The following is a 26,300-nucleotide window of genomic DNA, read 5'->3' on the forward strand; positions in this document are numbered from 1 at the left end:
GGCTTAAAAAAATGGATATTGAAGCAATACTAGGGATGTTGATGGCGCCGATTATTTTGTTTGTCATTATAGTCGCGCCTATCTGGATCATCCTTCATTACCGCAGTAAACGACAAATGAATCAGGGATTGAACGAGGAAGAAAGGGAATCTTTAGCGTTACTGGCGAATCAGGCAAAACGCATCCGTGAGCGTGTACAGACACTGGAACGTATTCTGGATGCTGACGCTCCGGGCTGGAGGGACAGACAATGAGCGAGAGAAGACCCAAACGAGAACTGCGTCGTGACTCAGAGCGAGGAAAAATTGCAGGTGTTTGTGCTGGTATTGCAGATTACCTGAACCTGGAACCCTGGCTAATACGAGTGGCCTTTGTTACTGGAGTGATTTTTACTAACGGCTCTTTCTTTGTACTTTATATCGCCGGTTGGTTAATTCTGGATAAAAAGCTACCGAATACTGAGCGTCATAATGTTGATGTAAAGACTAAGGTCTGGCAGGGCGGAGAACCGCCGCGTGAAGCTTTTCGCGATATAAAGCGAGAGTTTGATGAACTGGGGCAACAGTTGCAATCAATGGAAAAGTACGTAACCTCAAATCACTATAATCTTCAACGAGAATTTAATCGTCTGTGAGCCGTTTTCAAAAGCTACAACACCAAACCCGCGACGTTATTCATCGCGGGTTTGATCGTCATATACGTCTGGCTGTAACGGGGTTAAGCGGAGCGGGAAAAACCGCGTTAATCACCGGTTTACTTGAGCAGCTATTATATGCGAATGAAACGCAGCAATTGCCTTATTTTAAGGTGAAGCAACAACAGCGTCTTAATGGCTGTCGTTTGCACACCAGTAGTAACTGGCAAGTCTCGCGTTTTGACTACGAAGGGGCAATAGACTGTTTAACCACAGATGTGCCCCGGTGGCCACAGTCGACACGCGATGTGAGTGAAATACGTGTCGAAATAAAATATAAGCCGCATCGAGGCTTAGCCGGGCGAGTGCTCGACACTCGTCGGTTAACCCTGGATTTAATTGACTATCCGGGCGAATGGCTGCTGGATTTGCCGCTACTAAAACTGAGCTATGACGAGTGGAGCCAGCAACAGCAGCGCTTACTGAAAGCTGAGCTACGACATAAGCTGGCAGCGAGCTGGTTGACTAAGGTTCAGACATCAGCAAACGCGGCGTCAGAGGATAAAGCTGAGCAGCAGATACGTGAACTGGCATCGGGGTACCGCTCTTTTTTACGCCAGTGCCGGGAGCAAAAATTATTATTGTTGCAGCCCGGAAGAATGGTGTTGCCTGGTGAACTGGAAGGGGCTCCTGCGCTGGAGTTTTTCCCCTGGCCGTTGTCACAACCAATACCCGATGCCTGGGCGAAACGCTTGCGGGAGAAATACCGTTACTATCAGCAGTATGTGGTGACTCCGTTTTATCAAAAATACTTTAAGCACTTTAACCGGCAGATTGTGTTAGTTGATGTCCTGCAGGCGTTGCAGAATGGTGAGCATCATTTTGCCGAATTACAGTTGGCAATAAATGAACTGATGAAAAGCTTCTCCTATGGGAATAACAGTTTGCTTAAGCGGTTGATGTCGCCGGTTATTGATAAAGTCGCGCTGGTTGCGACAAAAGCCGACAGCATAGCCCCGCAAGACCATCAAAAACTGACGGAATTACTGCGTGTTATGACGCAGAAACATCGTCAGGAGCTACAGTTTGATCAAATACCTCACCAGGTATTTAGCGTGGCCGGCATTGCCACCAGTCAAATTAAAAAATTAAGTAACGGTACGACTGTTCTGGACGGTATTAATGAAAGCCGTGAGTTTGTGCGGGTTGGTGCACCAGAGGTGCCTAATGCCATACCAACGGCTGCGGACTGGCAACAAGGCTATATTTATCCGCAGTTTTACCCCGGCTTCACCGCGCAGAACTCACCTCTGCCGCATATACGGCTGGATCAGCTGCTTGAATACGTTCTGGGAGATAAACTCAAATGAGTGATCCGCGCAAGTTAACTTACTATTCGGTGGATGAACCGGCAGTTGAAGTTTCTGATACCGATAATATGCCTGAGCAAGCAGGACTTGAAACGGGGGCTACACAGGCAGCTGCGGGCGTCAAGTCTGGTCGCTGGGGCAAGTGGCTGGCACTGGGTTTAGTGGTTGCTTTATCGGCCGCTGTTATCGAATCGGTATTGATGGTTATTGAGCGTTTTCAACAAAACATATTTTTAGGCAGTTTGTGGGCGGTTGGTTTTGGTGTTATTGCGTTGGCATTATTGAGCTTTATGGTGCGTGAAATCTGGTTGCTGCAAAAGTTGAAACGGCGCTGGAAAAGACAGTCTGAAGATCCCAAACCGGAGCAACAGTTACAGCTTCTGCAACATCCTGATTTAGAACATCGCTGGCAGCAAATCAAACAACCGTATTGGTCTGCGGATGAAGAACGCGAACGTTTTGAAGTGGACGTCTTAAGCCGTATAGACCAGCAGGCTACCCGTATTACAAGTCGCTGGTCGGCAGAAGCCGCCGCCATGGTGGCAGTGAGCCCCTTCGCCTTGTTGGATATGCTTATCGTTATGTGGCGTAACCAGCGCATGATATCGCGTATTGCCGAGTTGTACGGCGTAAAACTGGGGTATTGGGCCAGAGTTCGCTTATGGCGTCAGGTGTTTGCCAATATTGTTTACGCAGGGCTAAGCGAAGTTGCGGTTGATTTAGGTGCTCAGTGGGTTAGCGCTGAACTATTAACGCGTTTATCAACCCGGGCCGGACAAGGTTTAGGAGCCGGTTTGCTCACCGCCAGACTGGGCTACCAAGTGATTGAATTATGCCGACCTATGCCGTTCGAAAAGGTTAAAAAGCCGGGCTATTTAAAACTGCAAAAAGACTTACTAAGCCAGCTAAAGAGCGTTTTACCTTTTATTTATAAATCGCGTCAGGCAAAGGCTACAGCCACATCTGAGCAGAAAGTGGAAAACTAGCGTTACAGTTGTTTATAGGTTTGACACAGCGCAAAGATTGCCAACTAAGGTAAGCTCGTTGCACTCTGTTGCTCGTTAACAAATTTCTGACAAACGAGCCAAAACGCATGTCTTCTGATTTAAAACCACATAATAATAAATGGCAGCCAGCGACTCAGGTAATTCATGCCGGAGCCGCGCATGATGACCCTCATGGCGCGTTAACCGCGCCACTTTATCAGACCTCGACTTTTCGGTTTTCTTCTGCGGAGCAGGGCACTCGCCGCTTTGCCGGCGAGGAAGAAGGCTATATTTACAGCCGTTTAGGTAACCCGACAACAGCAGAACTGGAGCGCCGGATGGCGTCGCTTGAAGGTTATGAAGCTGCTGCTGCGGCAGCGACCGGGATGGGTGCTATTGCGGCTGCTACTATGGCTTTTGTGCGCAGCGGTGATCATATTGTGGTATCAGATGCCATTTACGGTTGCAGTTTTGCATTGTTCAGTGAGTTGTTTGAGCGCTTCGGCGTCGAAGCTGACTTTATTGATTTAAACAACGAAGGCCTGTTGAAAGAAACCCTGCGTGAGAATACCCGCTTAGTTTTTCTGGAAACCCCGGCTAACCCGCACCTGAAAGTGGTTGATATCGAAAAAGTTCATGCGGTAATTGCTGACTCAGATATTCGTCTGGTGGTGGATAATACCTTTATGACGCCACTGATGCAGCAGCCCAAACGACATGGTGCCGATATTGTTGTGCACAGTGCAACTAAGTTCCTCAATGGTCATGGTGACGTGGTCGCCGGCATTATTTGTGGCAGTGACGACGATATTAACACCATTAAAAGTACAACCTTAAAGGATATGGGCGCCACCATCAGTCCACATGACGCCTGGCTTATACTGCGTGGTCTGAAAACCCTGGATGTGCGCATGCAGCGCCACTGTGAAAACGCCGATGCGGTTTACGATTTTCTGGCCGCGCGGCAGGATATAAAAAAGATTTACTACCCCGGAGCTCCTGACCACGAGGCACAAGCTTTAATGGGTAAACAGATGAGCCGTAACGGGGCGGTTATTGCTTTTGAACTGGAAGGCGATGAAGCGAAAGCACGTTACTTTCTGAATCAATTGCGGATGATAGCTCTGGCAGTGAGTCTGGGCGATGCTGAAACTCTCATTCAGCACCCGGCGTCAATGACGCATTCCCCGTATACGCCGGAGGCTCGTCTTAAGGCGGGGATTTCGGATACATTGATCCGAATTGCGGTAGGCTTAGAAGCAGCAGACGATATTATTGCGGATCTTGAACAGGCGCTGGAGGCCTGCCGTGTGCAGTGGCAGAAGTCCGCGTAATTCTGCGAAAGATGAACTAATAATAACAAAAACGATCAAACATTAATGAGGAAGCAACAAGGCTGAATTATGGGTAAACAAAGTCAATACGTATCAAGGCAACCGGATGAAAACGGTATTATTCAGTGGAGTGACGAAGAAAATCAGGTCTGGAAGGATTTGGTCGAACGTCAGTTGGAATGCATACCGGGTAAAGCTTGCGATGAGTATATGAAGGGACTGGAGTTACTCGACTTGCCGAAGGATCGCTTGCCACAAATGCATGAAATTAATAATGTGCTGGAGAGAGAGACAGGCTGGCAAGTTGCAGCAGTTCCAGCGTTAATTCCATTTGACGAGTTTTTTCGCCTACTGGCAAACAAGCAGTTTCCGGTAGCAACCTTTATTCGCACACGGGAAGAGTTTGATTACTTGCAGGAACCTGATATTTTTCACGAAATATTCGGACACTGCCCACTATTAACCAACCCGGCGTTTGCGCATTTTACTCACCAATACGGTAAATTGGGTTATGCAGCCACACCCAAAGAACGGGTCTATCTGGCTCGCCTGTACTGGTTTACCGTAGAGTTCGGGTTATTGAAAACCGAAGAGGGTATCCGAATTTATGGTGGCGGTATTTTATCGTCTCCGGCTGAAACGGAATACGCCGTTAACAGCGATACGCCAGAGCGCAAACCACTGAAAGCGTTAGATGCGCTACGTACACCGTACCGAATTGATATTATTCAACCTATCTACTACACCATAGAGAGTGTGGACGAGCTGTTTAAGATATCCGATATGGATATCATGTCGCTGGTTCATGAAGCTATGGAGCTAGGGTTGTTTGAACCAAAATTTCCACCAAAAGATGCAGCTTAAGGCAAAGGAGTATTAAAGAATGTCAAACTTGGAAAATGCACGTTGCGAAGCGTGTCATGCAGACGCGCCACAAGTCAGCGATGAAGAGCTGAAAGAGCTGATGCGTGAGATACCTGACTGGACGCCGGTAACAAACGACAACGTTATGATGTTGCAGCGCGAATTTAAGTTTAAAAACTTTAAGCAGGCGCTGGCTTTTACTAACCGAGTAGGTGACCTTGCTGAGGAAGAAAAACATCACCCTGAGCTGGTGACTGAATGGGGCAAAGTAACGGTTACCTGGTGGACCCACGCTATTAACGGTTTGCATAAAAATGACTTTATTATGGCGGCAAAAACCGACAGTGTAGTTGACGCTTAGCCAGCTTTGTCGATGAACTGCATGGAACCCCGGTCTATTGGCCGGGGTTTTTGTTTTTTAAGCGGGAACAATAGTGTATTATTTGCTTTACATTTAGTTCAATGCAGTAGGGTTTATGCGACTTGAGATAACTTGTGATGACCGTCTGGGTATCTGTCAGGATGTTCTGCAAATTTTGCGAGACCACGAAATTGATTTACGTGGCATTGAAGTCGATCCTAAAGGAAAAATCTTCCTAAATTTTCCTGAATTAGCCTTCGATGATTTTCGGCATTTGATGCCTCAGATTCGTCGCATTCCCAATATTATTGACGTAAAAACCATTCCTTACATGCCGTTTGAACGCGAGCATTATGAATTTAGTTTGCTGTTAAGTACCTTGCCGGATCCGGTTCTTTCCATTGATAGCAAAGGTCATATCGACATTATCAATGACGCCGGCTTACGTTTATTAGCGGGTCAGGAAGACAGCCTTAAAGGTGAGCCGCTTATGCAGTATGTGCATGGCATCTCGCTACAACGCTGGCTGGATAAAAAGCCCCGTGACCCTATTTACGAGGCCGTGACCATAGGCAATTCAGAGTACTACGCTCAATTATTGCCTATCTGGGTTAACGACGAAGAAGGCAGTACGGCGTTTGCCGGTGCGGTAATGACTTGTAAGTCAGAGCCCGTAACAGCAACCTGGCAAAGTCAGGACAATGAAAAAGCCTTTGAGCGCCTGCTGACCGATAACAGCACTATGAAACGCGTTATTAAAGATGCCCAGCGTATGGCAGAGCTTGACGCGCCGCTGTTAATTGAAGGTGAAACGGGTGTCGGTAAAGAGCTGTTGGCAAAAGCCTGTCATTTAGCCAGCCAGCGTCAGGACAAACCCTTTCTGGCAATAAATTGTGCGGCATTACCAGACAATGTTGCTGAGAGCGAACTTTTTGGTCATGGTGAAGGCAGTATAAGCAGCCAGAGCACTCGTAAAACCGGAGTCCTGGAACAATCTGCCGGGGGCACAGTATTACTGGACTCAGTCAGTGAAATGTCTATTGGCCTGCAGGCAAAATTACTACGCTTTTTAGAAGACGGTGTGTTTCGCCGCATTGGCGAAGAGCAGGAAGTGAGCGTAGACGTGCGAGTTATTTGCACTGCTCAGGGTAACCTATACGAACTCGTTGAAAACGGCGAATTTCGCGAAGACTTGTATTATCGGCTTAACGTCCTGGCACTGAATGTCCCGCCACTGCGTGAACGCAAAAGCGATATTTTATTGCTGGCAGAGCATTTTGTGACTCAGGCTTGTAAGAAGCTCGGGCGCAGTCAGGTAAGTTTAAGCCGGGCAGCGAAAGAGCGGCTCAAGCGTTACCAGTGGCCGGGCAACGTGCGCCAGCTGGAGAACACTATGTTTCGTTCGGTTTCAATGATAGAAGGTTATACGCTGGAGCCCGCGGATATCCGTTTGCCTGAGTTGAATCAGGAAGATGACCAGCTAGCACTGGATATCGACGATATGAGCCTGGACGATGCAGTTCGTCGTTTTGAAAGCCACGTACTACGCCGTTTGTATCCGAGCTTCCCCAGTACAAGGCAACTGGCAAAACGTTTAGGGCTTTCCCATACCGCAGTGGCCAATAAATTACGCGATTATGGCATTGGTAAGCAACGCAGTGGTCGTGCCCGTAAAGCAGAACAGACAAAAAAGTAGTCTTGTAACAAAAGCTTTACAAGTTAAACAGGCTGTACCTTGATCCAGAGCAAGTGTTCAGCCTGTACATTAAACTTTACGTTTTAACCTTAACTTCAGCAATTTGCTATCTTCTCCTCTTATTCGCCTTTTCCCCACAACTACCGCTACAGTCATGGTGTTAACAACCGAATAATAAGAGGAAGTAACCATGACAGATAAAATGATTAATCCGTTAAATACAGACGGTTTTGAGTTCGTTGAGTATACCGCTCCGGACCAGAAAGGCATTGATGCGTTAAAAGACTTGTTCGATAAACTGGGTTTCACTGAAGTGGCTAAGCACAAGAGCAAGCAGGCCTGGTTGTACAAGCAGAACGACATTAATTTCATTATTAACGCTGAACCGGGCGGGCAGGCTGAAGAGTTTGCGAAAGACCATGGTCCAAGTGTTTGTGGTATGGCTTGGCGTGTCGAAGATTCGGCTCATGCATTGAAGCACTCACTTGATAACGGTGCCAAAGCTTTTCCTGCTGATAAAGGCGTTGTTGAAGGTGTTCCGGCAGTTTTTGGTATTGGCGAAAGTGCGTTGTATTTTGTCGACAACTACGAAAACCATGAAATTTATAAGCAGCATTTCGACTTCTATGAAAACTGGGAAGCGAAAATGAGCGAGCACGCCGCGGGTCTGTTTGAAATAGACCATCTGACGCACAACGTATTCCGTGGCAACATGGATACTTGGGCTGGCTTCTATGAGCGCATTGGTAACTTCCGTGAAATTCGTTACTTCGACATTGAAGGCAAACTGACAGGCTTGTTAAGCCGTGCTATGACAGCGCCTTGCGGTAAGATCCGTATTCCAATTAACGAATCTCACGATGATAAATCGCAAATCGAAGAGTACTTAAAAGAGTACAAAGGTGAAGGCATTCAGCACATTGCTTTAACCAGTGACAATATCTACAAAACCGTAAAAGATCTGCGTTCTATTGGCATGGACTTCATGGATACGCCGGAAACTTACTACGAGAAAGTGAATGACCGCGTTGAAGGGCATCAGGAAGATTTAGACGCACTACGTGAACAGCGTATTCTAATCGACGGTGCGCCAATGAAAGATGGCATTTTACTGCAAATCTTTACTCAAACCGTAATTGGTCCGGTGTTCTTTGAAATCATTCAGCGTAAAGGCAACGAAGGTTTCGGCGAAGGTAACTTCAAAGCGCTATTCGAAAGCATTGAAGAAGATCAGATCCGCCGGGGAGTGTTAAGCGATGCGTAAATGGATCAGCTTTCCGAAACAGGTGGGCAAGTCATCTCGACAGGCCCACGCTGATTTTCCGGAGCAAGCCATTTATGAACGTGAAGCTGGTCGTAGTGGCTTTTTCGGTCCGGCCACGCATTTTCACCATCAGCATGCTCCGACCGGTTGGTCGGAGTGGCGTGGGCCTCTGCGCCCACGGGCTTTCGATTTTAACAAGCTAGAAGCCATAGCTCCGGAAAACCCCTGGTTAACGCCTGACTTATTGCACAATAATAACTGCCGTTTTCGCTTGTGGCATTGCCACAGCAAAATGGACTATTTAGTGCGTAATGCCGACGGCGATGACTTGCTCTTTGTTCATGAAGGCAGTGGTCATCTGCATTGTGACTACGGGCATATTCACCTGGTGAAAGGGGACTACTTCTTAATTCCCCGTTCTACTAACTGGCGTCTTGAGCCCGATGAAACCATGCAGTTGTTGATGATTGAAGCAACAAATGGCTCTTATAGCCTGCCGGAGAAAGGTCTGGTGGGTAATCATGCTATTTTTGATCCGGCAGTTCTGGATACGCCGGATATCGATGAGGCGTTTCAGGCTCAATACAGTGAAGAGCAGTGGCAGGTGTATGTAAAACGTCATCAGCAGGTGTCGGTTATTACGTACCCTTATAACCCACTGGATGCGATAGGCTGGCACGGAGAATTAGCTCCGGTTCGTTTAAACTGGCGCGATATCCGGCCGTTAATGAGTCATCGTTATCATCTGCCGCCGTCGGCACATACGACCTTTGTGGCTGACCGTTTTGTGGTCTGTACTTTTGTGCCGCGTCCTATCGAGTCAGATCCGGGCGCGTTAAAAGTGCCTTTCTACCACAATAATGATGATTACGACGAAGTGCTGTTCTATCACGAAGGTGACTTTTTCAGTCGTGATAATATCGACCGCGGTATGGTAACCTTCCATCCGGCAGGATTTACTCATGGCCCACACCCGAAAGCGTTTAAAGCCGGGCGTGAGCATAAAAAGAAATTCACAGACGAAGTTGCGGTTATGCTTGATACCCGCGATGCCTTGCAAGCAAGTGATGAGGCTTTAGCGGTTGAAAACCCGGACTACGTCTACAGTTGGCAGGAGAAATAACAACTTATGAAACTCGCCACATACAGAAATGGTACTCGTGACGGTCAGTTAATGGTCGTCAGCAGGAATTTAAATGCAGCAGTAGCGGTTCCTGCTATTGCGTCTTGCATGCAAGAGTTGCTCGACAACTGGGACGGCATTGCACCTAAGCTCGAAAAAATCTATCAGCAGCTTAACGACAGCGACGTGGATGGCAGTATCCAGTTCGATGAAGCTTTATGTGAGTCGCCTCTACCTCGTGCGTATCAGTGGGCTGATGGCAGTGCCTATGTAAACCACGTTGAATTAGTTCGGCGTGCACGTGGTGCCGAGATGCCACCGAGCTTCTGGGAAGATCCTTTAATGTACCAGGGCGGTTCTGATGATTTCTTAGCGCCTTACGACGATATTGAAATGGGCAGCACTGAATGGGGCATCGATTTTGAAGGCGAAATTGCCATTATTACTGACGATGTTCCAATGGGTATTGATGCTAAGACCGCCGGGCAGCACATTAAGTTATTGATGCTGGTTAATGACGTTTCATTGCGCGGGCTTATTCCGGGCGAGCTGGGAAAAGGTTTTGGCTTTTTCCAGAGTAAACCATCCTCAGCTTTTTCGCCGGTCGCGGTAACACCAGATGAACTGGGCGACGCGTGGAAAGCCAACAAGGTGCATTTACCACTATTGTCAGAGTACAACGGTAAAGCTTTTGGTAAACCTAATGCCGGTGAAGATATGACCTTTGACTTTGGCCAGTTGGTTGCTCATGCAGCGAAGACTCGTCATTTAGGGGCTGGTGCTATTATTGGCTCGGGTACAGTTTCCAATAAACAGGGAACTGACCACGGAACCTCTATTGAAGAAGGTGGTGTTGGCTACAGCTGTATTGCCGAAGTGCGTATGATTGAAACCATTCGTGATGGCAAGCCGGCGACGCAGTTTATGCAATTTGGTGACACCATCAAAATGGAAATGAAAGATGATGGTGGCCAGTCAATATTCGGCACCATTAACCAAAAAGTTGTTCAATACGAAGGTCCTGAAAAGTGATGAAACTTTACGGCTACTGGCGCTCAAGCGCCAGTTACCGGGTTCGTATTGCGTTAAACCTCAAAGGGCTGGCGTACGAGTACGAACCGGTGCATTTAGTAAAAGACGGTGGACAACAGCACAGTGAGGCTTATCGAAAGCTTAATCCTGCGCGTTTGGTTCCTACTTTTTTAGATGGCGACGTTAGATTAAATCAGTCCTTAGCCATTATTGAGTATCTGGAAGAGTGTTATCCAAAGAAACCTTTATTGCCCTCCGCTCCAGCTGACAAAGCCAGAGTCAGAGCCTTGGCTTATGATTTAGCCTGCGAACTGCAACCTGTTACAAACTTACGAGTGCTACAGTACTTAACCGGTGAGCTGAATTGCAGTGACGAACAACGCTCAGCCTGGATAGCTAACTGGGTAGAACGAAGTTTTACCGCATTTGAACAGCGGCTTACCGAGTATGCAGGTGATTATTGCTATGGTAATTCGGTAACATTGGCTGATATCTGTTTGATACCTCAGGTATACAATGCACAACGCTTTAATTTGGACTTAACGGCATATCCAACTTTAATGGCGGTGCATGAACGTTTGCAGGCGCTTGACGCAGTGCAACAGGCTCGGCCTGAAAATCAAGCGGATGCACAGTAATCCAGGGATCCTAAAAAGGAAAATAATAATATGGTGAAGTCACGTCTGGTGATGGCCATTGGGGCGGCATTGTTTGTCGCCTCTTGCGCATCAACCTCTCCTCAGAATACGAATACTGCTGACACGCAGAAAAACCCCCCGACCTTACAAGCTAACTCTCTTGCCAGTGCGCAGGGAACCGCCGCTCTCACCATGGAACAAATTATGGCTGATCCGGACTGGATGGGACGTTTCCCGGAGCAGGCTTTCTGGAGTATGGATGGTGAGGACATTCTTTTTTATCAAAAGCGCGAAGGCAGCGACATTCGTGACTTAATGATGCTGGAAAATGGTGCCGGTGAACCACAGAAAGTGGCTATAGAAAACCTGCATCAGTACGTTGCCGATGAAAAAGTGCATGCAGCGGATGACAGCTTTTTAGCTTATACCTTTGAAGGCAATATTTTTGTTCGTTTTAATGACGGCAGTCTCCGTCAATTAACCCGTGACGATGCTCGCCAGCATAATCTACAGCCTATGACCAATGGGCAGTTGAGCTACCAACAAGATAATAACTTTTTTGTTATTGATGTGAACTCGGGGTTAAGCCGCCAGGTTGCTTCATTAGCTTTTAAAGAAAAGCCTAAGGCAAACGAAGAACCGAAGGATTACCTTGCTCGTGAAGAACAAGAGTTAATTCAGTTTGTGCAAAAAGAGCGTAAGGCATCGGAAGAACGTTTTGCTCAGCGTTCCAATTTACATGCGCAAAACTCAACCTTAGCGCCTAAGCCTTTCTACTTACCTGAAAATAAAGAGTTGGTGTCGGCCAGTTTGTCACCAAAAGGCGACTTTTTGCTGGTGGCTATTACTGAGCCGCAAAGCTGGCGTGATGAAGGCGATATTATGCCAAACTACATCAGTGAAGACGGCCGCGTAAAAAGCGAGAATGTTCGTCGCCGTGTGGCTGATGCCAAGCCGGTTGAACATCAGTTGGTTTTGCTGAATTTAACTAACGGTAGCCAGTCCACCTTAACTTACAACACTTTACCTGGCTGGAACGAAGATGTACTGGCAGAAGTGAAGCGCGAAAATCTTGAGGCAGAAGGCGAAAGCTACACCTCTGAAGAGAAGCCGCGCCCAATAACTCTGATGTCCGACTGGGGTTGGGATAACGGTGCTATTCAGTGGAACGCTGAAGGAACTGAAGTTGCGGTGATGCTGGAAGCCTGGGATAACAAAGATCGCTGGCTTGCTACTGTTGATACTGCCGGTAAAAAACTGGTTTCTCAAGATCGCTTACACGACGATGCATGGATCAATTACACTCACAACGAGTTTGGTTGGTTAAACAGCAGTGAGTTGTGGTTCATGTCCGAGGCTGATGGTTATTCACAGTTGTATGCGACGAGCATTGATGGCAGTACGCGCCAGTTAACTAAAGGTCATTATGTTGTCGAGTCTGCCGACTTAAATCGTAGCGGAGACTATCTGTATTTTCAGGCGAACATTGAACATCCTGGTATTTACGAAGTGTACCGGGTGAAAACCCATGGTAGCGGCGAACCGGAAGCTTTGACTGACCTTGATGGTATGACCGCATTTGAGCTCAGCCCTGAAAGTGACGAGCTGTTGCTGACTCATTCAACACCGTTAATGCCACCTGAGCTTTATCATAAAGCTGTAGGCTCATCTCAAACAGCGAAGCGCCTGACACATACGGTTTCGGAGAAGTTCCTGAGTATTGACTGGACTGCGCCGGAACTGGTCGGGGTTGAGTCTTCTCATGTTGATGAGCCTATTTATACCCGCATCTATAAGCCTGAAGGTTTTGATGAAAACAGAACCGAAGAATATCCTGCGGTTGTGTTCATTCACGGTGCCGGCTATTTGCAAAACGCGCACATGGGCTGGTCAGGCTATTTCCGCGAGTTCATGTTCCACAGCTTACTGAATAAAAATGGCTATGTGGTTGCAGACCTCGACTACCGCGGTTCAAAAGGTTACGGACGCGACTGGCGTACCGCTATTTATCGTCAAATGGGAACGCCGGAAGTTGAAGACCTGGTCGACGTTGCTACTTACTTAGAAAGTGACTTGAACGTTGATGGCGACAAGTTAGGAACCTATGGCGGTTCTTATGGTGGCTTTTTGACTTTTATGGCCTTGTTTAAAGAGCCAGGTTTATTTGAGGCTGGTTCTGCTTTGCGTCCGGTGACTGACTGGGCACATTATAACACCAGTTATACCTCAAACATTCTGAATTTGCCGCAGGACGATGCTATTGCGTATCGTCGCAGTTCCCCTATCTACTTTGCTGAGGGGTTAGAAGATGCGCTGCTTATCAACTCTCCGATGGTTGATGACAATGTGTTCTTTCAGGACAGTGTTCGCCTTGTGCAGCGTTTAATTGAGCTGAAGAAAGAAGACTGGGAAACGGCAATTTATCCGGTGGAACCGCACGGTTTCCGTCAGCCTGAAAGTTGGCTGAACGAATACCGTCGGATTTTTAAGTTGTTTGAAGAAAACCTGAAGTAAAGCGAACTTTACTTATCGAAGGGAACGGCGTCACTAATGCGGCGCCGTTCTAATTTATAAAGCAATAATGAGCTCACTAAACCTGCCGCGTGAATGTAGCTGACATGCTCGCCAACAAAGTGATCCGGCTGCCAGCCAAGTAACTCGGCAACGACCTTTGCCACAAGTGCAATTAGAATAAGCCACATCCATTTTTTACCCGCACGAATGTCCTTAATTAAGCAATAAGCAAGCAGTCCGTGTAACACACCAGATAAACCGACAAAGCTTAAATTAACCGGCATAATCCAGAGCATTAGAGAGGTTGCAACACCGCTTATCAGCAGAGCGTTTATTAGCCACCGAGTGCTCCAGTATTCACGCCAAATGAGAACAATGAGCGCCAGCCCAATGAAGTTAAACAACGCATGCCACCAGTCTAAATGAATAAAGTGGGCGCTAATCAATGGCCAGCCTTCAGCCATAACTGTTTCTGAGTTAAAAGTCAGTAACGAGTGCCACTGGGGCATCAGTTGTAAAAAAATGGATAAAATCAGAACAAGGGCAAGCCCTGCCCAGTATTGATTAAACCTCTCCATTCGTTTTCCTTTTCGTTGCGTCATTGGTTTCTGATTCGTATGATAGGGGAAATTCCTCCCAATATGAATGAGGCCTTATGAAGTTCTGGCTACCGACAATAATTGCTGCAAGCGTATTAACTGCCTGTACGCCTGCATCCGAACAAGAAACCCGTGAACCGGAAGCCGCAACTGGCTTTGTTGAGAAGAGTGCGGTAACTGCCGATAACTTTATGGTGGCTGCAGCGAACCCGCACGCGGTTGACGCTGGCTATCAGGTTTTAAAGCGTGGTGGTTCTGCAGTTGATGCCGCTATTGCTGTACAGGCTATGCTCGGGCTGGTTGAACCTCAGTCATCGGGGCCGGGGGGCGGTGCGTTTATTCTGTATTGGGATAACGAAGAGAACAAGCTGTACAGCATAGATGCGCGTGAGACTGCTCCTATGGACGCTACTGAGTCTTTGTTTCTGGATGAAGAAGGTAATGCGCCTAAGTGGATTGACGCCGTCGTCGGTGGCCGTTCAGTCGGGACACCGGGAGTCATTCGCGGCCTGGAATTAGCTCATAAACGTTGGGGCAAAGCGGATTGGTCGTCACTTTTTAGTCAAACTATTGAGCTTTCAAAAGAGGGTTTTGAAGTATCTCCGCGACTGGCCAAGCTGGTTGAGATGGAGATTAACCCTGGTGTGAAAAAAATGCCTGAAGCCAGCGACTACTTTTTCCCTAACGGAGAGCCATTGAAAGCGGAGTCCATTCTCAAGAACCCTGACTATGCAAAGAGCTTAAGTCTTATTGCTGAGCAGGGGGCTGATGCATTTTATCAGGGGGAGCTGGCAGCAAAGATTGTGGATGCGGTACAAAACAGCCCTATCGAGCCAGGCGCATTAAGTCTTAAAGATTTAAGCCAATACAAAGCCAAACTGCGCGAACCAGTATGCAGCGCATATAGACAATATCAGGTCTGTGGCATGGGACCTCCAAGTTCTGGGGGGATTACAACACTGCAAACACTAGGCGTGCTGGAAAACTTTGAGTTAGGTGAGCTTGAACCTAATTCAGAACAATTCGTTCATTTGTTTACTCAGGCGTCACGCATGGCTTATGCCGACAGGAACCAATGGATTGCGGATCCTGACTTTGTAGAGATGCCAGTTGAAGCCATGCTGGACAAAACTTACTTGTCGAGCCGGGCAGATAAAATTACCGAAAATGACATGGGCAAGGCAAAACCGGGAGTTCAGTTACAGCCCGAGTATGAGCAGGATATTGCTTATGAACTGCCAAATACCAGCCATGTTTCAATAGTCGACGCCGAAGGTAATGTATTGTCTATGACCACCAGTATTGAAATGGGTTTCGGCTCAACAGTCATGGCCGGCGGTTTCTTGTTAAACAACCAATTAACGGACTTTTCTCTGGCGCCGGGCGATGGCAAAGAAAAGTATGCGAACAGAGTTGAGGCGGGGAAACGCCCCCGTAGTTCAATGGATCCCATTATTGTACTGGACGAGAAGGGTGAACAGGTTTTACACGCGTTAGGTTCCCCCGGCGGCAGCCGAATTATTAATTATGTCAGCCAGACATTAGTTGGCATGCTGGACTGGAACCTAAACGTCCAGCAAGCTATCAATCTTGGTCACGTAACTAACCGTAATGATTATACCTCGCTGGAAAAAGGTCGGGACATAAGTGAACTCAAAGCAGATTTAGAGAAGCGCGGACATGACGTTAAAGTTATTGATTTAAACAGTGGCTTACACGGAGTTAGCATTGATTCAGACGGCACTCTTATTGGCGGTGCTGACCCACGTCGCGAAGGTGTGGCAAAAGGAGAATAGCAGGTGATGAAAATTATAAACTTATTGGTAGTGGCTTTCACTATAGTGACGTTATCTGCGTGTGGAGACGACGAACCGATAAATTATGCACAAGCCCAGCCGGAAGAAGTTATCCAGGGTTTTTATGACTCAATTTATAAAGACGGAGACTTAGAGCAGGCGAAACAGCTGTCTTCAGAGCGTATGGCTGACTTAATTGATCATTATGGTGCGGTTAGTGCGGTTCAGAGGTACGTTCTTGGCCGCTATTTTGAAACCGTTGAAATTGAAGTGGAAACCAACTCTTTTACCGATTACTTAAATAATTCGGAAGATTTACGAGTAACGGTCATTTTTGACGGCTATCACAACGGTGAGAGAGCGAAGGACAGCCGTGATGTGGTACTGATTAAAAGGGACGATGCCTGGGTCGTTGATAAAATTCTTGATACTCGGTATCGCCCTTAATTGCTTTACGCTTCTTTTTTCTTATCAGTATAAGGTGGCCAGCCCATTTTTTTTCCAGCCAGCATGTGTAGATGAATGTGATACACCGTCTGGCCACCATACTCATTACAGTTCATGACTAACCGGTAACCGTCTTGTGAAAAATTATGTTCCGCTGCTAATTTAGCTGCAACCACATACAAGTGGCCAACCAAACCGGCGTTGTCTTCATTAATGTCGTTTGCTGTCGCAATAGGTTGTTTGGGAATGATCAAACAGTGGAACGGGGCTTGTGGATTTATATCTTTAAACGCAAGCGCTTTGTCATCTTCGTAGATAATGTCCGCAGGGATATCACGGTTAATAATTTTTGTGAAAATTGTTTCTTCTGCCATTGTCTTACCCTTATTACGCTATTTTAGTCTATGGTAACTATAGCATTGGGCATCGGCAAATTCAGTTGAGGTTTTCGGACAGCTTATATTGGCTGGCGGATTTTCCCGAAAACAAAAGGTCAACCATTGGGTGTTGAATTGCCTGCTCTGAAAAGTCGGCTTCTAAGCTGCTTTCACTGACATAAGTCTGAATTGACGAGTTGTTAACTAAAATATGGTACCACGGCTGATCTTTGGCCGGTTTAGAGGTTGCCATTTTATTGTACCAGCTGTCAGATAGCGTGAAGCACGGGTCAGCATCAATAATCACGCCACGGTAACCGTAAAGGCTGTGTGTGATAAGTTGACCAATTGAAAACTTCGCTTCTACCATGATGACGGTTCCATGTTATCCGATAATGTTTTTTTATCGGCTAAGGCGTGCTAAAACTTAAGTAAGATTTACACTTAATATACAAATAAGAGGACAACATGCTGGAATCCCCGGAAAATCGAAATTTCATGCGAATGGCAGTCAATGCAGATGTAAAGGTTACTCTTAAAAATGAAAAGGGAGAGCAGCAGTTACAGGGGATTTGTCTTGATTTAAGTGCGGTTGGTTTATCTTTGCAATTACCTGAAAACGCAGAAATTGGCGATAGCTTATTTGCGGAAATTGGCTCGTCTGGTTCCATAGCCCCGTTGAAAGTTACCGCTGAAGTTGTTCGCAGTCAGAGACTGGAAGACAACAGCGGCGACTTTATTCTGGGGTGTCGTATTATATCAATGGACTAGTTGCCCGATTGATTACATTATTCTCATACCGGGTTTGGCGCCATCGTGCGGGTTCAGAATGTAGATTTCATCTTTACCCGGGCCTGCTGCAAGCACCATGCCTTCAGATAAACCAAAGCGCATTTTTCGAGGTGCCAAGTTCGCAACCATAACGGTTAATTGACCTTTCAATGCTTCCGGATCATAAGCTGATTTAATGCCGGCAAATACCTGACGAGTTTCACCGCCAAGATCCAATGTCAGTTTCAATAACTTATCTGCACCTTCAACGTGCTCGGCATTTGCAATGCGGGCAACGCGTAAATCAACTTTAGCAAAATCGTCAAAACTGATTTCATCGGCAATGGGTTCTTTCTTCAATTCGTCATTGGTTTCCAAAGCCGGAGCTTGTGAAGCTTGCTCTTCTTTTGATGCGTCAATCATGGCGTTTACGTCATCCATTTCAACGCGCTGCATGAGCGCTTTGAATTTATCTATCGGGTGGTCTGTTAAAGCCGTTTTGTGGCTGTCCCAGGTGAAGTTGTCGTTTAAGAAGCTCTGCACTTCTTCGGTCAGTTTTGGTACAACTGGCGCTAAATACACCATTAACACTCGGAATAGATTGATACCCAACGAGCAAATTTCATGAACTTCCTGCTCGCTGCCTTCCTGCTTAATTAACTGCCAGGGTTCTTTATCAGCAATGTACTGGTTGGCACGATCAGCCAACGCCATAATGTCGCGCATGGCACGTGAGAACTCTCGTTTTTCATAAAGCTCAGCGATGTTGTCACCGGCCAGCTGAAAGTCTTCTAACAGTGCTGAGTCAGCTACGTTAGATGAAAGTCTTCCATCGAACTTTTTCTGAATAAAACCGGCGCAGCGGCTGGCAATATTAATCACCTTACCAACAAGGTCTGAATTGACCCGTTGTGCGAAGTCGGTCAGATTCAGGTCTAAATCGTCAATACGGCTTGTCAGTTTGGCTGCAAAGTAATAACGCAGATATTCCGGGTCAAGATGCTCAAGGTAGGTACGAGCCTTAATGAATGTCCCTTTCGATTTGGACATTTTAGTCCCGTTAACCGTAATAAAACCATGTGCCCAGACATTGGTTGGTTGACGGAAATCGGCACCTTTTAACATGGCAGGCCAGAATAAGCTGTGGAAGTAGATAATGTCCTTGCCAATAAAGTGATAAAGCTCGGCTTCGCTGTCAGCTTGCCAATAAGTGTCCCAGTCTGCTTTGCCTGTGGTTGAGCAATAGTTTTTAAAACTGCTCATGTAGCCTATAGGCGCATCCAGCCATACGTAGAAGTATTTATTTTCGGTGCCGGGAATTTTAAAGCCAAAGTAGGGCGCGTCGCGGGAAATGTCCCACCGTTGCAAGCCTTGTTCAAACCATTCGTTGAGCTTGTTCGCCATTTCATTTTGCAATGAGCCAGAGCGCGTCCAGCTTTTTAGCATGTCACCAAATGCCGGCAGGTCGAAAAAGTAATGTTCAGACTCACGCAGTTCGGGTTCTGCGCCAGAAACCACCGACTTGGGGTTTTTCAGGTCGGTTGGTGCGTATGTTGCACCACAAACATCGCAGTTGTCGCCGTACTGGTCTTCTGCGCCGCAATCCGGACACTCGCCTTTAACGAAGCGATCGGGCAGGAACATCTCTTTTTGCGGGTCATACAGCTGTTCAATGACTTTGGTTTTAATATGTCCGGCTTTATCAAGACGCGTGTAGATAGTCTCAGCCAACTCACGGTTTTCGTCACTGTGCGTGCTGTAGTAGTGGTCAAAACCGACTAAAAAATCACTAAAATCGGATTCATGCGAGCGTTGCATGTCGCCAATCATCTGTTCAGGCGTTATACCAAGCTGCTGGGCTTTCAGCATAATCGGTGTGCCATGCGCATCGTCAGCACAGACGAAGTGGCATTCGTTACCGCGCAGCTTCTGAAAGCGTACCCAGATATCGGCCTGAATATAGCCCAACATGTGACCGATATGGATAGGGCCGTTTGCGTAAGGCAGTGCGTTAGTAACCAGTATTTTACGTGCGGATTGGCTCATGCGAAAATCTGCTTCCGTTTTGTTGATTAATCGAATGTAAACCCTAAAGTTTTATGCCGCTCATGTTAGCATAGCTCTTGGCTGATACACAGATCCCCGAGGTTGATGATGAAAGATTTTACTCACCCCTTATTGCCTAATGGCATACCCGATAACTGGGTAACTGGCTCCGGTAAGCAACGGGTATTGAATTTGCCTTTTGTTGCTGGCGAGTCCTTGCTGAAAGCCATACAAGAGGATTCTGAACTGGGCGAGTTTGACTGGCAGCTTAATTGTCAGATCAAAAAATTGAAGAACTCACAGCCGGAATTACCGCTTACCACGGGTAATGTCATTGTTGTCTCCTCAGGCAAAGGCGGAGTGGGGAAATCCTCTGTCAGTGTGAATCTGGCACTAGCTTTATCACAGCTAGGCGCCAAGGTTGGCTTGCTGGATGCCGATATTTACGGGCCATCAATTCCGACCATGCTTGGCGGTGGCGGCTCAGAGATGGAGCTGACCAAGAACAATAAAATGATGCCTTTAGAGCGCCACGGATTGCATGTACATTCGCTGGGATACCTGGTTGAGGACAACGATGCGACTATTTGGCGCGGTCCTATGGCAAGTGGCGCTCTGCAGCAGCTTTACAAAGACACGGCCTGGCCAGCGCTTGATTATCTTATTGTGGATATGCCGCCGGGTACTGGCGATATTCAGTTGACCATGGCACAAAAATTACCGGTAACTGGCGCGGTGGTAGTAACCACACCTCAAACCGTTGCACTTAAAGACGCGGAGAAAGGCGTGGCTATGTTTGAAAAGCTGAATATTCCGCTTATAGGCATATTGGAAAACATGAGTTTTTACCAATGTCCGTCGTGTGGGCATGAAGATGCGGTTTTTGGCAAAAACGGGGGGGCGGTTATGGCAACTGAGCACAACTTACCGTTATTGGGACAGTGGCCTTTGAACAGTGAGCTGCGCGAGAGTCTGGATGGCGATACACCACTATTGTTAGCACAGCCGGAACACCCGTTAAGTCAGCTAATTTTAAATTCAGCGCAACAAGTTGCAGCAAAACTCTATTATCAGCAAGAAAATTCGTTATAGTACTGGCCTTAAGGTCTTAAATGACAACACGGAGAACGATGAACCATGCGCCTAAACGACACTGAAATAGAACAGCATTTGAAAGATGGAATTATAGGTGTCGAACCTGCACCCCAAGCCAATAATATCTCAGGCGTTACACTAGATATTCATTTAGGCAACGATTTTCGTGTGCTGCAGGATCATGCGGCACCTTTTATAGATATTAGCGGCTCGCGCGAAGCTATTGAAGCGGCAATTCAGGAAGTCATGAGTGATGAAATTGTGCTTAAAGATGACCAGGCCTTTTTTATTCACCCTGGCGAATTTGCTTTAGCGGTAACACATGAGTCTATTACCTTGCCGGCCGATATGGTGGGTTGGTTAGACGGTCGCTCGTCATTAGCGCGTTTAGGATTGATGGTACATGTAACGGCTCACCGCATTGACCCGGGTTGGTCAGGACAAATTGTTCTGGAGTTCTTTAATAGCGGTAAGTTACCTTTGGCATTACGAGCGGGTATGAAGATAGGTGCTATTAGTTTTGAGAAGCTCAGTGGCCCTTGTGCAAGGCCCTACAACAAGCGTGAAGATGCTAAATATCGGGATCAGCACAGCGCCGTGGCTTCGCGTATTTCAGCTGACGGCGGCTAAGCACTCTCCACCAGGAGTTGTTTCGCGGCTTCTTCTAATTTAGCCAGTAAATTGCTTGTATTATGGCGGTAGTAGACATCTTCATCACTCTGCAAACCGCCAATAACCGGTAATTTTAGGTCTTTTTCTTGCTTGTTGCTTAAAACTAAGTCGATAACCTGCTTACCCAATTGCTTCTCGATAAAGCCGACTTTTTCAGCCAGGCTGAGTTTCCCGGCAGGGCCGTTTTCATCCACCAGATTATCAATAAACACCACTTTGGCCTGAGTTGTCCGTAAGGCATCGCGGACACCATTAATGAGTAACGGTGGCATAACCGAGGTCATGAAACTTCCCGGTCCCAGCAAGATTAACTGACTGCTTCGAATATGGCGTATCGCTTCGGGGGTTGCAGTAACGCTGCCGGATAAGGAGAGCTTGCGTGGCATAACCGGCAGTTTATCAATGCGTATTTCACCATGACACTGAATGCCATCGTTGGTTGTCGCAATGAGATCGGTCGGGCATTCCGACATAGGAAGTATGCGATTATCGACGTTCAGCAAACGACTTAATAGCTGTATACCATCTAACGGGCGGGCACTGAGCTGGTCCAGTGTATAAAGCAGCAGGTTACCGAAGTTATGACCATGCAGTGACGATGTGCAATCAAAACGATAATTCAGTACTTCGGCCGCTAGCGGTTGTTCAACAAGTTGTGACAGGCAGTTGCGGATATCCCCCCAGGCAATGCAGTGTTGTGACTCACGTAACAAACCGGTTGCGCCGCCGTTATCTGTGGTTGCTACAATACCGACTAACTTATGTTTCATAAACGACAGAGTCGACAGTACCCGACCGAGACCGTGGCCACCGCCTATTGCGGTGATACGTCGTAAAGAATGAAGTTGCATGTGGCTTCCTTTGCTGCCAATGGCCAAACGTTGCGACCTTAGCTGATTTATTATGAGTTATGCAAGCCTCGCTGACTGTGTAACAATCTATTTAGCAGGAGGATGTATGCCAATAGTTTTTGATAACCGCTTTGCCCGTAAGTTCCCGGAAATTACAACTCGCCAGCCAATAAAGCCCGATGGCGAGGTCAATTTACGTTGGTTAAATAGCCCTTTATGGGCTGAATTAACCAATGGAGAAACGCCGCCGGCTGAATTGTCTCAGTGGCTGGGAGGGCTCGAGCACTGCCCGGGAAGTGACCCGGTTGCGCAAAAGTACGCAGGGCATCAGTTCGGACATTTTAACCCTTATTTAGGCGATGGTCGCGGCCTGCTGCTGGGTCAGGCCGTAGTGGGAGATAAAATAACGGATATCCATATAAAAGGCGCCGGACCGACTCCATACAGCCGGGGCGCAGATGGCAGGGCGGTGTTGCGCTCTTCTATACGGGAATTGCTGGCAAGCGAAGCGCTGCACGCGCTAACTATTCCGACAACGCGTGCTTTGGCCTTAATCTCGACACAAGGGAAGATACAACGGGAGCGGGTTGAACCCGGCGCGATGCTGGCCCGCACAGCGACGACGCATGTCCGTTTTGGTCATTTTGAACACTGTTTTCACCGCGGACTGGAAGATACCATGCACAACCTCTGGCAGGACACCATAGAAGTGACCTGGCCACACTTAGCGGATGCGGATATCGAGGAACAATTTTCGCAGGTGGTTAAAAGTACCGCTGAGATGATTGCTGCGTGGCAGGCTTATGGTTTTATTCATGGTGTAATGAATACTGACAATATGAGTTTAGCGGGTGAAACGTTCGACTTTGGCCCCTACGCCTTTCTGGATGATTACCAGCCCGAAAAGATTTTTAATCATACCGATGCGGGCGGGCGTTACGGGCTTTTGCAACAACCGGGAGTTGGACTCTGGAATTTACAGCGACTGGCTCAGGCAATTAGTCCTTTAATTGAGGCAGATAAACTAAGGGCGGCGCTGGACACCTACGAACCTGAACTTCGAAAAGCTTACTTAAACCGAATGACAAAGCGTCTGGGGATGTCGTCAGTGCCGGCCAAAGAGAGAATGCAGTTAGTTGGCGGCTGGTTAAGTCTGCTGGAAGTGAACCAGGCCGATTATCAATTGGCGTTCCGTGACTTAATTGACTCGCTTGAAGCGAAAGAGCCGAAAGGGTTACTGGCACAAAGCGGTGACAGCTGGTGGCAGGAATACAATAACGTGGTAAACGGAGAGAGCGATATTGACGTGATGAAGCAAGTTAACCCCTGGGTTATTGTCAGGACACACCATGCGCAGCGGGTTATCGAGGCTGCAGAAACCGGTGACGACTCGTTATTACATGACTATGTGCAGGCTTTAATGACCCCCTTTTCTGAACGTTTACGCGAAAGCCCCTGGGCGAAGCCGCCAACGGCTGAGGAGCAGGTCTCTGAACTGTCCTGCTCAAGTTGAGGTTTGAATTGCGATCTCCCACTGGATAGGACAAAATCAGAGTTACTGATTATGACAGGGTCAAGCAAATGAACTATCGAGTGCTTTTTATATTAATCAGCGCCTTACCTTTTTGCAGTCTGGCGCAGCAATGGAATGTTCCTGAACCACAAGAATTTGATAAAACCGAAGTCTGTCTGGGCGAACTTGAACAACCTTTGACAGTCGAGCTAGCGGATAATCAGCAGCAACAAGCGCGGGGTTTAATGCAGCGTGAGTCACTGGGTGAGTACAATGGAATGTGGTTCCGTTATGGAAATGAGCGGCCCGGCTACAGTGGTTTCTGGATGTACCAGACATTAATTCCATTAGATATTGCTTACCTTGATCGACAAGGCCGTATTGTGAAAACGTTCACGATGCGACCTTGCGGCAGCGATGATCCAACGCAATGCAGAAGCTATTCTCCGGGGAAAAATTACTGGAGCGTACTTGAGGTCAATGGCGGATTTTTTGCGGAGCACGATATTCGCATGGGCGATCAATTAAGAAAAGCTGAGGGCGAGAGCTGTGAGCAAAAATACGGTAAAGAGTAATAATGAAAAGTAATATAAAAGGAGAAACCATGAAGTACGTCATATTGGGAGCACTGAGCTTAAGTGTCTTAGCTGCTTGCGGGCCGGCAAACGAATCAAACAAAGAAACAGATAAAGCCGTTGCCGATATAAAGGATTCAGCTTTTAACCCCAATTACCGGGATTATCTTAAAACGTTATCTTCTGACGAGTTTGAAGGGCGCGCACCTGCATCAGCTGGTGGTGAAAAAACGGTTAGCTTTATTGAAAATAATTTCCGCGAGTGGGGCTTAAAGCCGTATGACCAGGAAAATGACAGTTATCGTCAACCTGTCCCCTTAGTCAAATTGATGCCGTATAAAGTGAGTTCTCTAAACTTTGATGGTGAGTCAGCACCAGAGTCAATGAAGTACCGTACGGAAATGATGGCGTGGACACCGCGAGTGGTTGACGAAGTTAAAGTCGAGAACAGCGACGTTGTTTTTGTCGGATACGGTATTGTTGCTCCTGAATACGACTGGAACGACTACGAAGGACTGGATGTTGAAGGTAAAACCGTTGTTATGCTAGTAAATGACCCGGGCTACGCAACAGGTGATCCTGAGCTATTTAATGGCAATGCAATGACTTACTATGGTCGTTGGACTTATAAATTTGAGGAAGCCGCCAGACAGGGCGCTGAAGCCGCTTTTGTGATACACGAGACTGGACCTGCCGGATATGGCTGGGGGGTTGTTGCTGGCGGTTCTCCAGTGCGTTTTGACTTAAAGCGTGAAAACAAGAATATGGATCGCTCAGCCATTGAAGGTTGGATAACCGAAGAGAGTGCAAATGCGCTTTTTGCTACTGTAGGCAAGAATTTAGAACAAATGCGGGAGCTGGCGTTAAGTGGTGAGTTTAAGCCTCAGCCGCTGAATATTGAAGCTTCACTGACGGTGCAAAACAAATTTGAATATTTAGATACCAATAACGTGATTGGTTACATTGAGGGCTCTAAATATCCAGAAGAACACGTTATTTATATGGCTCACCACGACCATCTGGGAACCGATCCGGTGCGTGAAGATGATCCTATCTATAATGGTGCGCAGGATAATGCCTCCGGCACGGCCGCATTAATGGCTATGGCTGAGCAGTTTGCTAAAGGGCCACAACCAGAGCGCTCTATTGTGTTTGCTGCGGTAGGTGCAGAGGAGAGTGGCCTGCTCGGTTCTGGCTGGTACGCGTCACATCCAATGCTGCCGCTGGGCAAAGCTGTTGGCGGTATCAATATGGACGTTATGAACGTTTATGGTCCGATGAAAGACATGGTTGTCGTTGGTTATGGCAATTCTTCTATGGAAGACTACTTGAAACGCTACGTAAAGGCCCAAGATCGTTATGTAGCACCTGAGCCAACTCCTGAAGTGGGTTCATTCTACCGCTCGGATCATTTTAGCCTGGCGAAGAAAGGCGTGCCGATGCTTTACGCTGAAGGTGGCAATGATCACTTTGAAAAGGGCCGCGAGTGGACTGAAGAGCAGCGTGCTATATTTAATCGCGACGCTTATCATAAACCGGCTGATGAATTTGATGAAAACTGGGATTTACGTGGTGTACAGCAGGACATGTCCGTTTTTTATTCAATTGGCAATGAGTTAGCAAACTCACGGGATTGGCCGCAATGGGCACCGGGCAATGAATTTGAAGCGGTACGTAAAGCAACAGAAGATATGCGTAAATAGACGTTAAGATAACCTTGTAGGAACGGTCTGTGCCTTATG

The 26,300-nt window shown here is 47.2% G+C and carries 26 protein-coding genes; 21 read left to right on the forward strand and 5 right to left on the reverse strand.

Annotated elements, in window-relative coordinates:
• Positions 1–11 precede the first annotated feature (11 nt).
• The 13 genes from pspB to B2U97_RS10450 all read left to right on the forward strand — a co-directional run bounded on the left by pspB (position 12) and on the right by B2U97_RS10450 (position 13,816).
• Positions 12–254 (forward strand): envelope stress response membrane protein PspB, encoded by a 243-nt coding sequence (gene pspB, locus B2U97_RS10390; RefSeq protein WP_011233982.1) that lies wholly within the window; start codon positions 12–14, stop codon positions 252–254.
• The gene (pspC, locus tag B2U97_RS10395; RefSeq protein WP_272988760.1) at positions 251–634 is read left to right on the forward strand and encodes an envelope stress response membrane protein PspC; all 384 of its coding nucleotides are present in this window, start codon (positions 251–253) and stop codon (positions 632–634) included. The genes pspB and pspC overlap by 4 nt, the downstream gene beginning before the upstream one ends.
• Positions 631–2,004, forward strand: coding sequence for a YcjX family protein (locus B2U97_RS10400; RefSeq protein ID WP_272988758.1), 1,374 nt, complete (start codon positions 631–633; stop codon positions 2,002–2,004). The genes pspC and B2U97_RS10400 overlap by 4 nt, the downstream gene beginning before the upstream one ends.
• The gene (locus B2U97_RS10405; RefSeq protein WP_273025249.1) at positions 2,001–2,990 is read left to right on the forward strand and encodes a TIGR01620 family protein; all 990 of its coding nucleotides are present in this window, start codon (positions 2,001–2,003) and stop codon (positions 2,988–2,990) included. Before B2U97_RS10400 ends, B2U97_RS10405 begins: the two co-directional genes overlap by 4 nt.
• A 107-nt stretch (positions 2,991–3,097) precedes the next feature.
• Positions 3,098–4,324 (forward strand): trans-sulfuration enzyme family protein, encoded by a 1,227-nt coding sequence (locus B2U97_RS10410; RefSeq protein WP_011233978.1) that lies wholly within the window; start codon positions 3,098–3,100, stop codon positions 4,322–4,324.
• Between the two features lie 69 nt (positions 4,325–4,393).
• The gene (gene phhA / locus B2U97_RS10415; protein WP_011233977.1) at positions 4,394–5,188 is read left to right on the forward strand and encodes a phenylalanine 4-monooxygenase; all 795 of its coding nucleotides are present in this window, start codon (positions 4,394–4,396) and stop codon (positions 5,186–5,188) included.
• Positions 5,189–5,207: 19 nt separating this feature from the next.
• Complete coding sequence (locus tag B2U97_RS10420; RefSeq protein WP_011233976.1) at positions 5,208–5,549, forward strand: 4a-hydroxytetrahydrobiopterin dehydratase; 342 nt, start codon at positions 5,208–5,210, stop codon at positions 5,547–5,549.
• A gap of 115 nt (positions 5,550–5,664) precedes the next feature.
• Entirely contained in the window at positions 5,665–7,245 is a 1,581-nt protein-coding gene (gene tyrR / locus B2U97_RS10425) for a transcriptional regulator TyrR (protein WP_110014027.1), read from the forward strand.
• A 190-nt stretch (positions 7,246–7,435) separates the two neighbouring features.
• The gene (hppD, locus tag B2U97_RS10430) at positions 7,436–8,509 is read left to right on the forward strand and encodes a 4-hydroxyphenylpyruvate dioxygenase (RefSeq protein WP_110014026.1); all 1,074 of its coding nucleotides are present in this window, start codon (positions 7,436–7,438) and stop codon (positions 8,507–8,509) included.
• A complete protein-coding gene (locus B2U97_RS10435; RefSeq protein WP_011233973.1) occupies positions 8,502–9,632 on the forward strand; it encodes a homogentisate 1,2-dioxygenase in 1,131 nt (376 codons plus the stop codon). Before hppD ends, B2U97_RS10435 begins: the two co-directional genes overlap by 8 nt.
• A 6-nt stretch (positions 9,633–9,638) precedes the next feature.
• Positions 9,639–10,664, forward strand: coding sequence for a fumarylacetoacetate hydrolase family protein (locus tag B2U97_RS10440; RefSeq protein ID WP_114981386.1), 1,026 nt, complete (start codon positions 9,639–9,641; stop codon positions 10,662–10,664).
• A complete protein-coding gene (maiA, locus tag B2U97_RS10445) occupies positions 10,664–11,302 on the forward strand; it encodes a maleylacetoacetate isomerase (protein ID WP_110014025.1) in 639 nt (212 codons plus the stop codon). The genes B2U97_RS10440 and maiA overlap by 1 nt, the downstream gene beginning before the upstream one ends.
• 30 nt (positions 11,303–11,332) lie before the next feature.
• A complete protein-coding gene (locus B2U97_RS10450; RefSeq protein ID WP_272988744.1) occupies positions 11,333–13,816 on the forward strand; it encodes a S9 family peptidase in 2,484 nt (827 codons plus the stop codon).
• An 8-nt stretch (positions 13,817–13,824) separates the two neighbouring features.
• Here the strand turns inward: B2U97_RS10450 and rrtA are convergent, their stop codons facing one another.
• Positions 13,825–14,394: a rhombosortase gene (gene rrtA, locus B2U97_RS10455; RefSeq protein WP_011233969.1), complete on the reverse strand. Its 570-nt coding sequence runs from the start codon at positions 14,392–14,394 to the stop codon at positions 13,825–13,827.
• A 77-nt stretch (positions 14,395–14,471) separates the two neighbouring features.
• Between rrtA and ggt the strand changes: the two genes are divergently transcribed.
• On the forward strand, positions 14,472–16,211 hold the full coding sequence (ggt, locus tag B2U97_RS10460; RefSeq protein WP_011233968.1) for a gamma-glutamyltransferase: 1,740 nt from the start codon (positions 14,472–14,474) through the stop codon (positions 16,209–16,211).
• A 6-nt stretch (positions 16,212–16,217) separates the two neighbouring features.
• Entirely contained in the window at positions 16,218–16,658 is a 441-nt protein-coding gene (locus tag B2U97_RS10465) for a hypothetical protein (protein WP_011233967.1), read from the forward strand.
• Positions 16,659–16,663: 5 nt separating this feature from the next.
• Here B2U97_RS10465 and B2U97_RS10470 read toward each other — a convergent pair whose 3' ends face one another.
• Positions 16,664–17,032: a histidine triad nucleotide-binding protein gene (locus tag B2U97_RS10470; protein ID WP_272988741.1), complete on the reverse strand. Its 369-nt coding sequence runs from the start codon at positions 17,030–17,032 to the stop codon at positions 16,664–16,666.
• 61 nt (positions 17,033–17,093) lie between these two features.
• Positions 17,094–17,405: a heat shock protein HspQ gene (gene hspQ / locus B2U97_RS10475; protein WP_011233965.1), complete on the reverse strand. Its 312-nt coding sequence runs from the start codon at positions 17,403–17,405 to the stop codon at positions 17,094–17,096.
• Positions 17,406–17,503: 98 nt separating this feature from the next.
• Between hspQ and B2U97_RS10480 the strand changes: the two genes are divergently transcribed.
• Positions 17,504–17,806, forward strand: a complete 303-nt coding sequence (locus B2U97_RS10480; RefSeq protein ID WP_011233964.1) for a PilZ domain-containing protein — start codon at positions 17,504–17,506, stop codon at positions 17,804–17,806.
• A 12-nt stretch (positions 17,807–17,818) separates the two neighbouring features.
• On the opposite strand, the gene metG is transcribed toward B2U97_RS10480, so the two are convergent.
• Positions 17,819–19,852 (reverse strand): methionine--tRNA ligase, encoded by a 2,034-nt coding sequence (gene metG / locus B2U97_RS10485; RefSeq protein WP_286824226.1) that lies wholly within the window; start codon positions 19,850–19,852, stop codon positions 17,819–17,821.
• A gap of 105 nt (positions 19,853–19,957) precedes the next feature.
• Here metG and apbC point away from each other — a divergent pair, with 105 nt between their 5' ends.
• The gene (apbC, locus tag B2U97_RS10490) at positions 19,958–20,944 is read left to right on the forward strand and encodes an iron-sulfur cluster carrier protein ApbC (RefSeq protein WP_231378626.1); all 987 of its coding nucleotides are present in this window, start codon (positions 19,958–19,960) and stop codon (positions 20,942–20,944) included.
• Between the two features lie 45 nt (positions 20,945–20,989).
• Positions 20,990–21,577 carry a dCTP deaminase gene (gene dcd, locus B2U97_RS10495; RefSeq protein ID WP_011233961.1) on the forward strand — a complete coding sequence of 196 codons (588 nt, stop codon included), beginning with the start codon at positions 20,990–20,992 and terminating at the stop codon, positions 21,575–21,577.
• On the opposite strand, the gene B2U97_RS10500 is transcribed toward dcd, so the two are convergent.
• Positions 21,574–22,470, reverse strand: coding sequence for a gluconeogenesis factor YvcK family protein (locus B2U97_RS10500; RefSeq protein ID WP_011233960.1), 897 nt, complete (start codon positions 22,468–22,470; stop codon positions 21,574–21,576). The two genes, dcd and B2U97_RS10500, sit on opposite strands and share 4 nt — an antisense overlap.
• A 106-nt stretch (positions 22,471–22,576) precedes the next feature.
• Here B2U97_RS10500 and B2U97_RS10505 point away from each other — a divergent pair, with 106 nt between their 5' ends.
• The 3 genes from B2U97_RS10505 (at position 22,577) to B2U97_RS10515 (ending at position 26,261) form a co-directional block, all read left to right on the forward strand.
• Positions 22,577–23,983 carry a protein adenylyltransferase SelO gene (locus B2U97_RS10505; RefSeq protein ID WP_011233959.1) on the forward strand — a complete coding sequence of 469 codons (1,407 nt, stop codon included), beginning with the start codon at positions 22,577–22,579 and terminating at the stop codon, positions 23,981–23,983.
• A gap of 80 nt (positions 23,984–24,063) precedes the next feature.
• Positions 24,064–24,558 carry a DUF192 domain-containing protein gene (locus tag B2U97_RS10510; RefSeq protein ID WP_273025247.1) on the forward strand — a complete coding sequence of 165 codons (495 nt, stop codon included), beginning with the start codon at positions 24,064–24,066 and terminating at the stop codon, positions 24,556–24,558.
• A 29-nt stretch (positions 24,559–24,587) separates the two neighbouring features.
• Positions 24,588–26,261 carry a M28 family metallopeptidase gene (locus B2U97_RS10515; protein ID WP_011233957.1) on the forward strand — a complete coding sequence of 558 codons (1,674 nt, stop codon included), beginning with the start codon at positions 24,588–24,590 and terminating at the stop codon, positions 26,259–26,261.
• The last annotated feature ends 39 nt before the right edge of the window (positions 26,262–26,300 follow it).

The organism is Idiomarina sp. UBA3176 (assembly GCF_002364295.1).
Classification (GTDB): Bacteria; Pseudomonadota; Gammaproteobacteria; order Enterobacterales; family Alteromonadaceae; genus Idiomarina; species Idiomarina loihiensis.

Bases quoted from the DNA above. Each gene is read 5' to 3' on its own strand.
- pspB (WP_011233982.1), top strand. From the start codon at position 12: ATGGATATTGAAGCAATACTAGGGATGTTGATGGCGCCGATTATTTTG.
- pspC (WP_272988760.1), top strand. From the start codon at position 251: ATGAGCGAGAGAAGACCCAAACGAGAACTGCGTCGTGACTCAGAGCGA.
- B2U97_RS10405 (WP_273025249.1), top strand. From the start codon at position 2,001: ATGAGTGATCCGCGCAAGTTAACTTACTATTCGGTGGATGAACCGGCA.
- B2U97_RS10410 (WP_011233978.1), top strand. From the start codon at position 3,098: ATGTCTTCTGATTTAAAACCACATAATAATAAATGGCAGCCAGCGACT.
- phhA (WP_011233977.1), top strand. From the start codon at position 4,394: ATGGGTAAACAAAGTCAATACGTATCAAGGCAACCGGATGAAAACGGT.
- B2U97_RS10420 (WP_011233976.1), top strand. From the start codon at position 5,208: ATGTCAAACTTGGAAAATGCACGTTGCGAAGCGTGTCATGCAGACGCG.
- tyrR (WP_110014027.1), top strand. From the start codon at position 5,665: ATGCGACTTGAGATAACTTGTGATGACCGTCTGGGTATCTGTCAGGAT.
- hppD (WP_110014026.1), top strand. From the start codon at position 7,436: ATGACAGATAAAATGATTAATCCGTTAAATACAGACGGTTTTGAGTTC.
- B2U97_RS10435 (WP_011233973.1), top strand. From the start codon at position 8,502: ATGCGTAAATGGATCAGCTTTCCGAAACAGGTGGGCAAGTCATCTCGA.
- B2U97_RS10440 (WP_114981386.1), top strand. From the start codon at position 9,639: ATGAAACTCGCCACATACAGAAATGGTACTCGTGACGGTCAGTTAATG.
- maiA (WP_110014025.1), top strand. From the start codon at position 10,664: ATGAAACTTTACGGCTACTGGCGCTCAAGCGCCAGTTACCGGGTTCGT.
- B2U97_RS10450 (WP_272988744.1), top strand. From the start codon at position 11,333: ATGGTGAAGTCACGTCTGGTGATGGCCATTGGGGCGGCATTGTTTGTC.
- rrtA (WP_011233969.1), bottom strand. From the start codon at position 14,394: ATGGAGAGGTTTAATCAATACTGGGCAGGGCTTGCCCTTGTTCTGATT.
- ggt (WP_011233968.1), top strand. From the start codon at position 14,472: ATGAAGTTCTGGCTACCGACAATAATTGCTGCAAGCGTATTAACTGCC.
- B2U97_RS10465 (WP_011233967.1), top strand. From the start codon at position 16,218: ATGAAAATTATAAACTTATTGGTAGTGGCTTTCACTATAGTGACGTTA.
- B2U97_RS10470 (WP_272988741.1), bottom strand. From the start codon at position 17,032: ATGGCAGAAGAAACAATTTTCACAAAAATTATTAACCGTGATATCCCT.
- hspQ (WP_011233965.1), bottom strand. From the start codon at position 17,405: ATGGTAGAAGCGAAGTTTTCAATTGGTCAACTTATCACACACAGCCTT.
- B2U97_RS10480 (WP_011233964.1), top strand. From the start codon at position 17,504: ATGCTGGAATCCCCGGAAAATCGAAATTTCATGCGAATGGCAGTCAAT.
- metG (WP_286824226.1), bottom strand. From the start codon at position 19,852: ATGAGCCAATCCGCACGTAAAATACTGGTTACTAACGCACTGCCTTAC.
- apbC (WP_231378626.1), top strand. From the start codon at position 19,958: ATGATGAAAGATTTTACTCACCCCTTATTGCCTAATGGCATACCCGAT.
- dcd (WP_011233961.1), top strand. From the start codon at position 20,990: ATGCGCCTAAACGACACTGAAATAGAACAGCATTTGAAAGATGGAATT.
- B2U97_RS10500 (WP_011233960.1), bottom strand. From the start codon at position 22,470: ATGCAACTTCATTCTTTACGACGTATCACCGCAATAGGCGGTGGCCAC.
- B2U97_RS10505 (WP_011233959.1), top strand. From the start codon at position 22,577: ATGCCAATAGTTTTTGATAACCGCTTTGCCCGTAAGTTCCCGGAAATT.
- B2U97_RS10515 (WP_011233957.1), top strand. From the start codon at position 24,588: ATGAAGTACGTCATATTGGGAGCACTGAGCTTAAGTGTCTTAGCTGCT.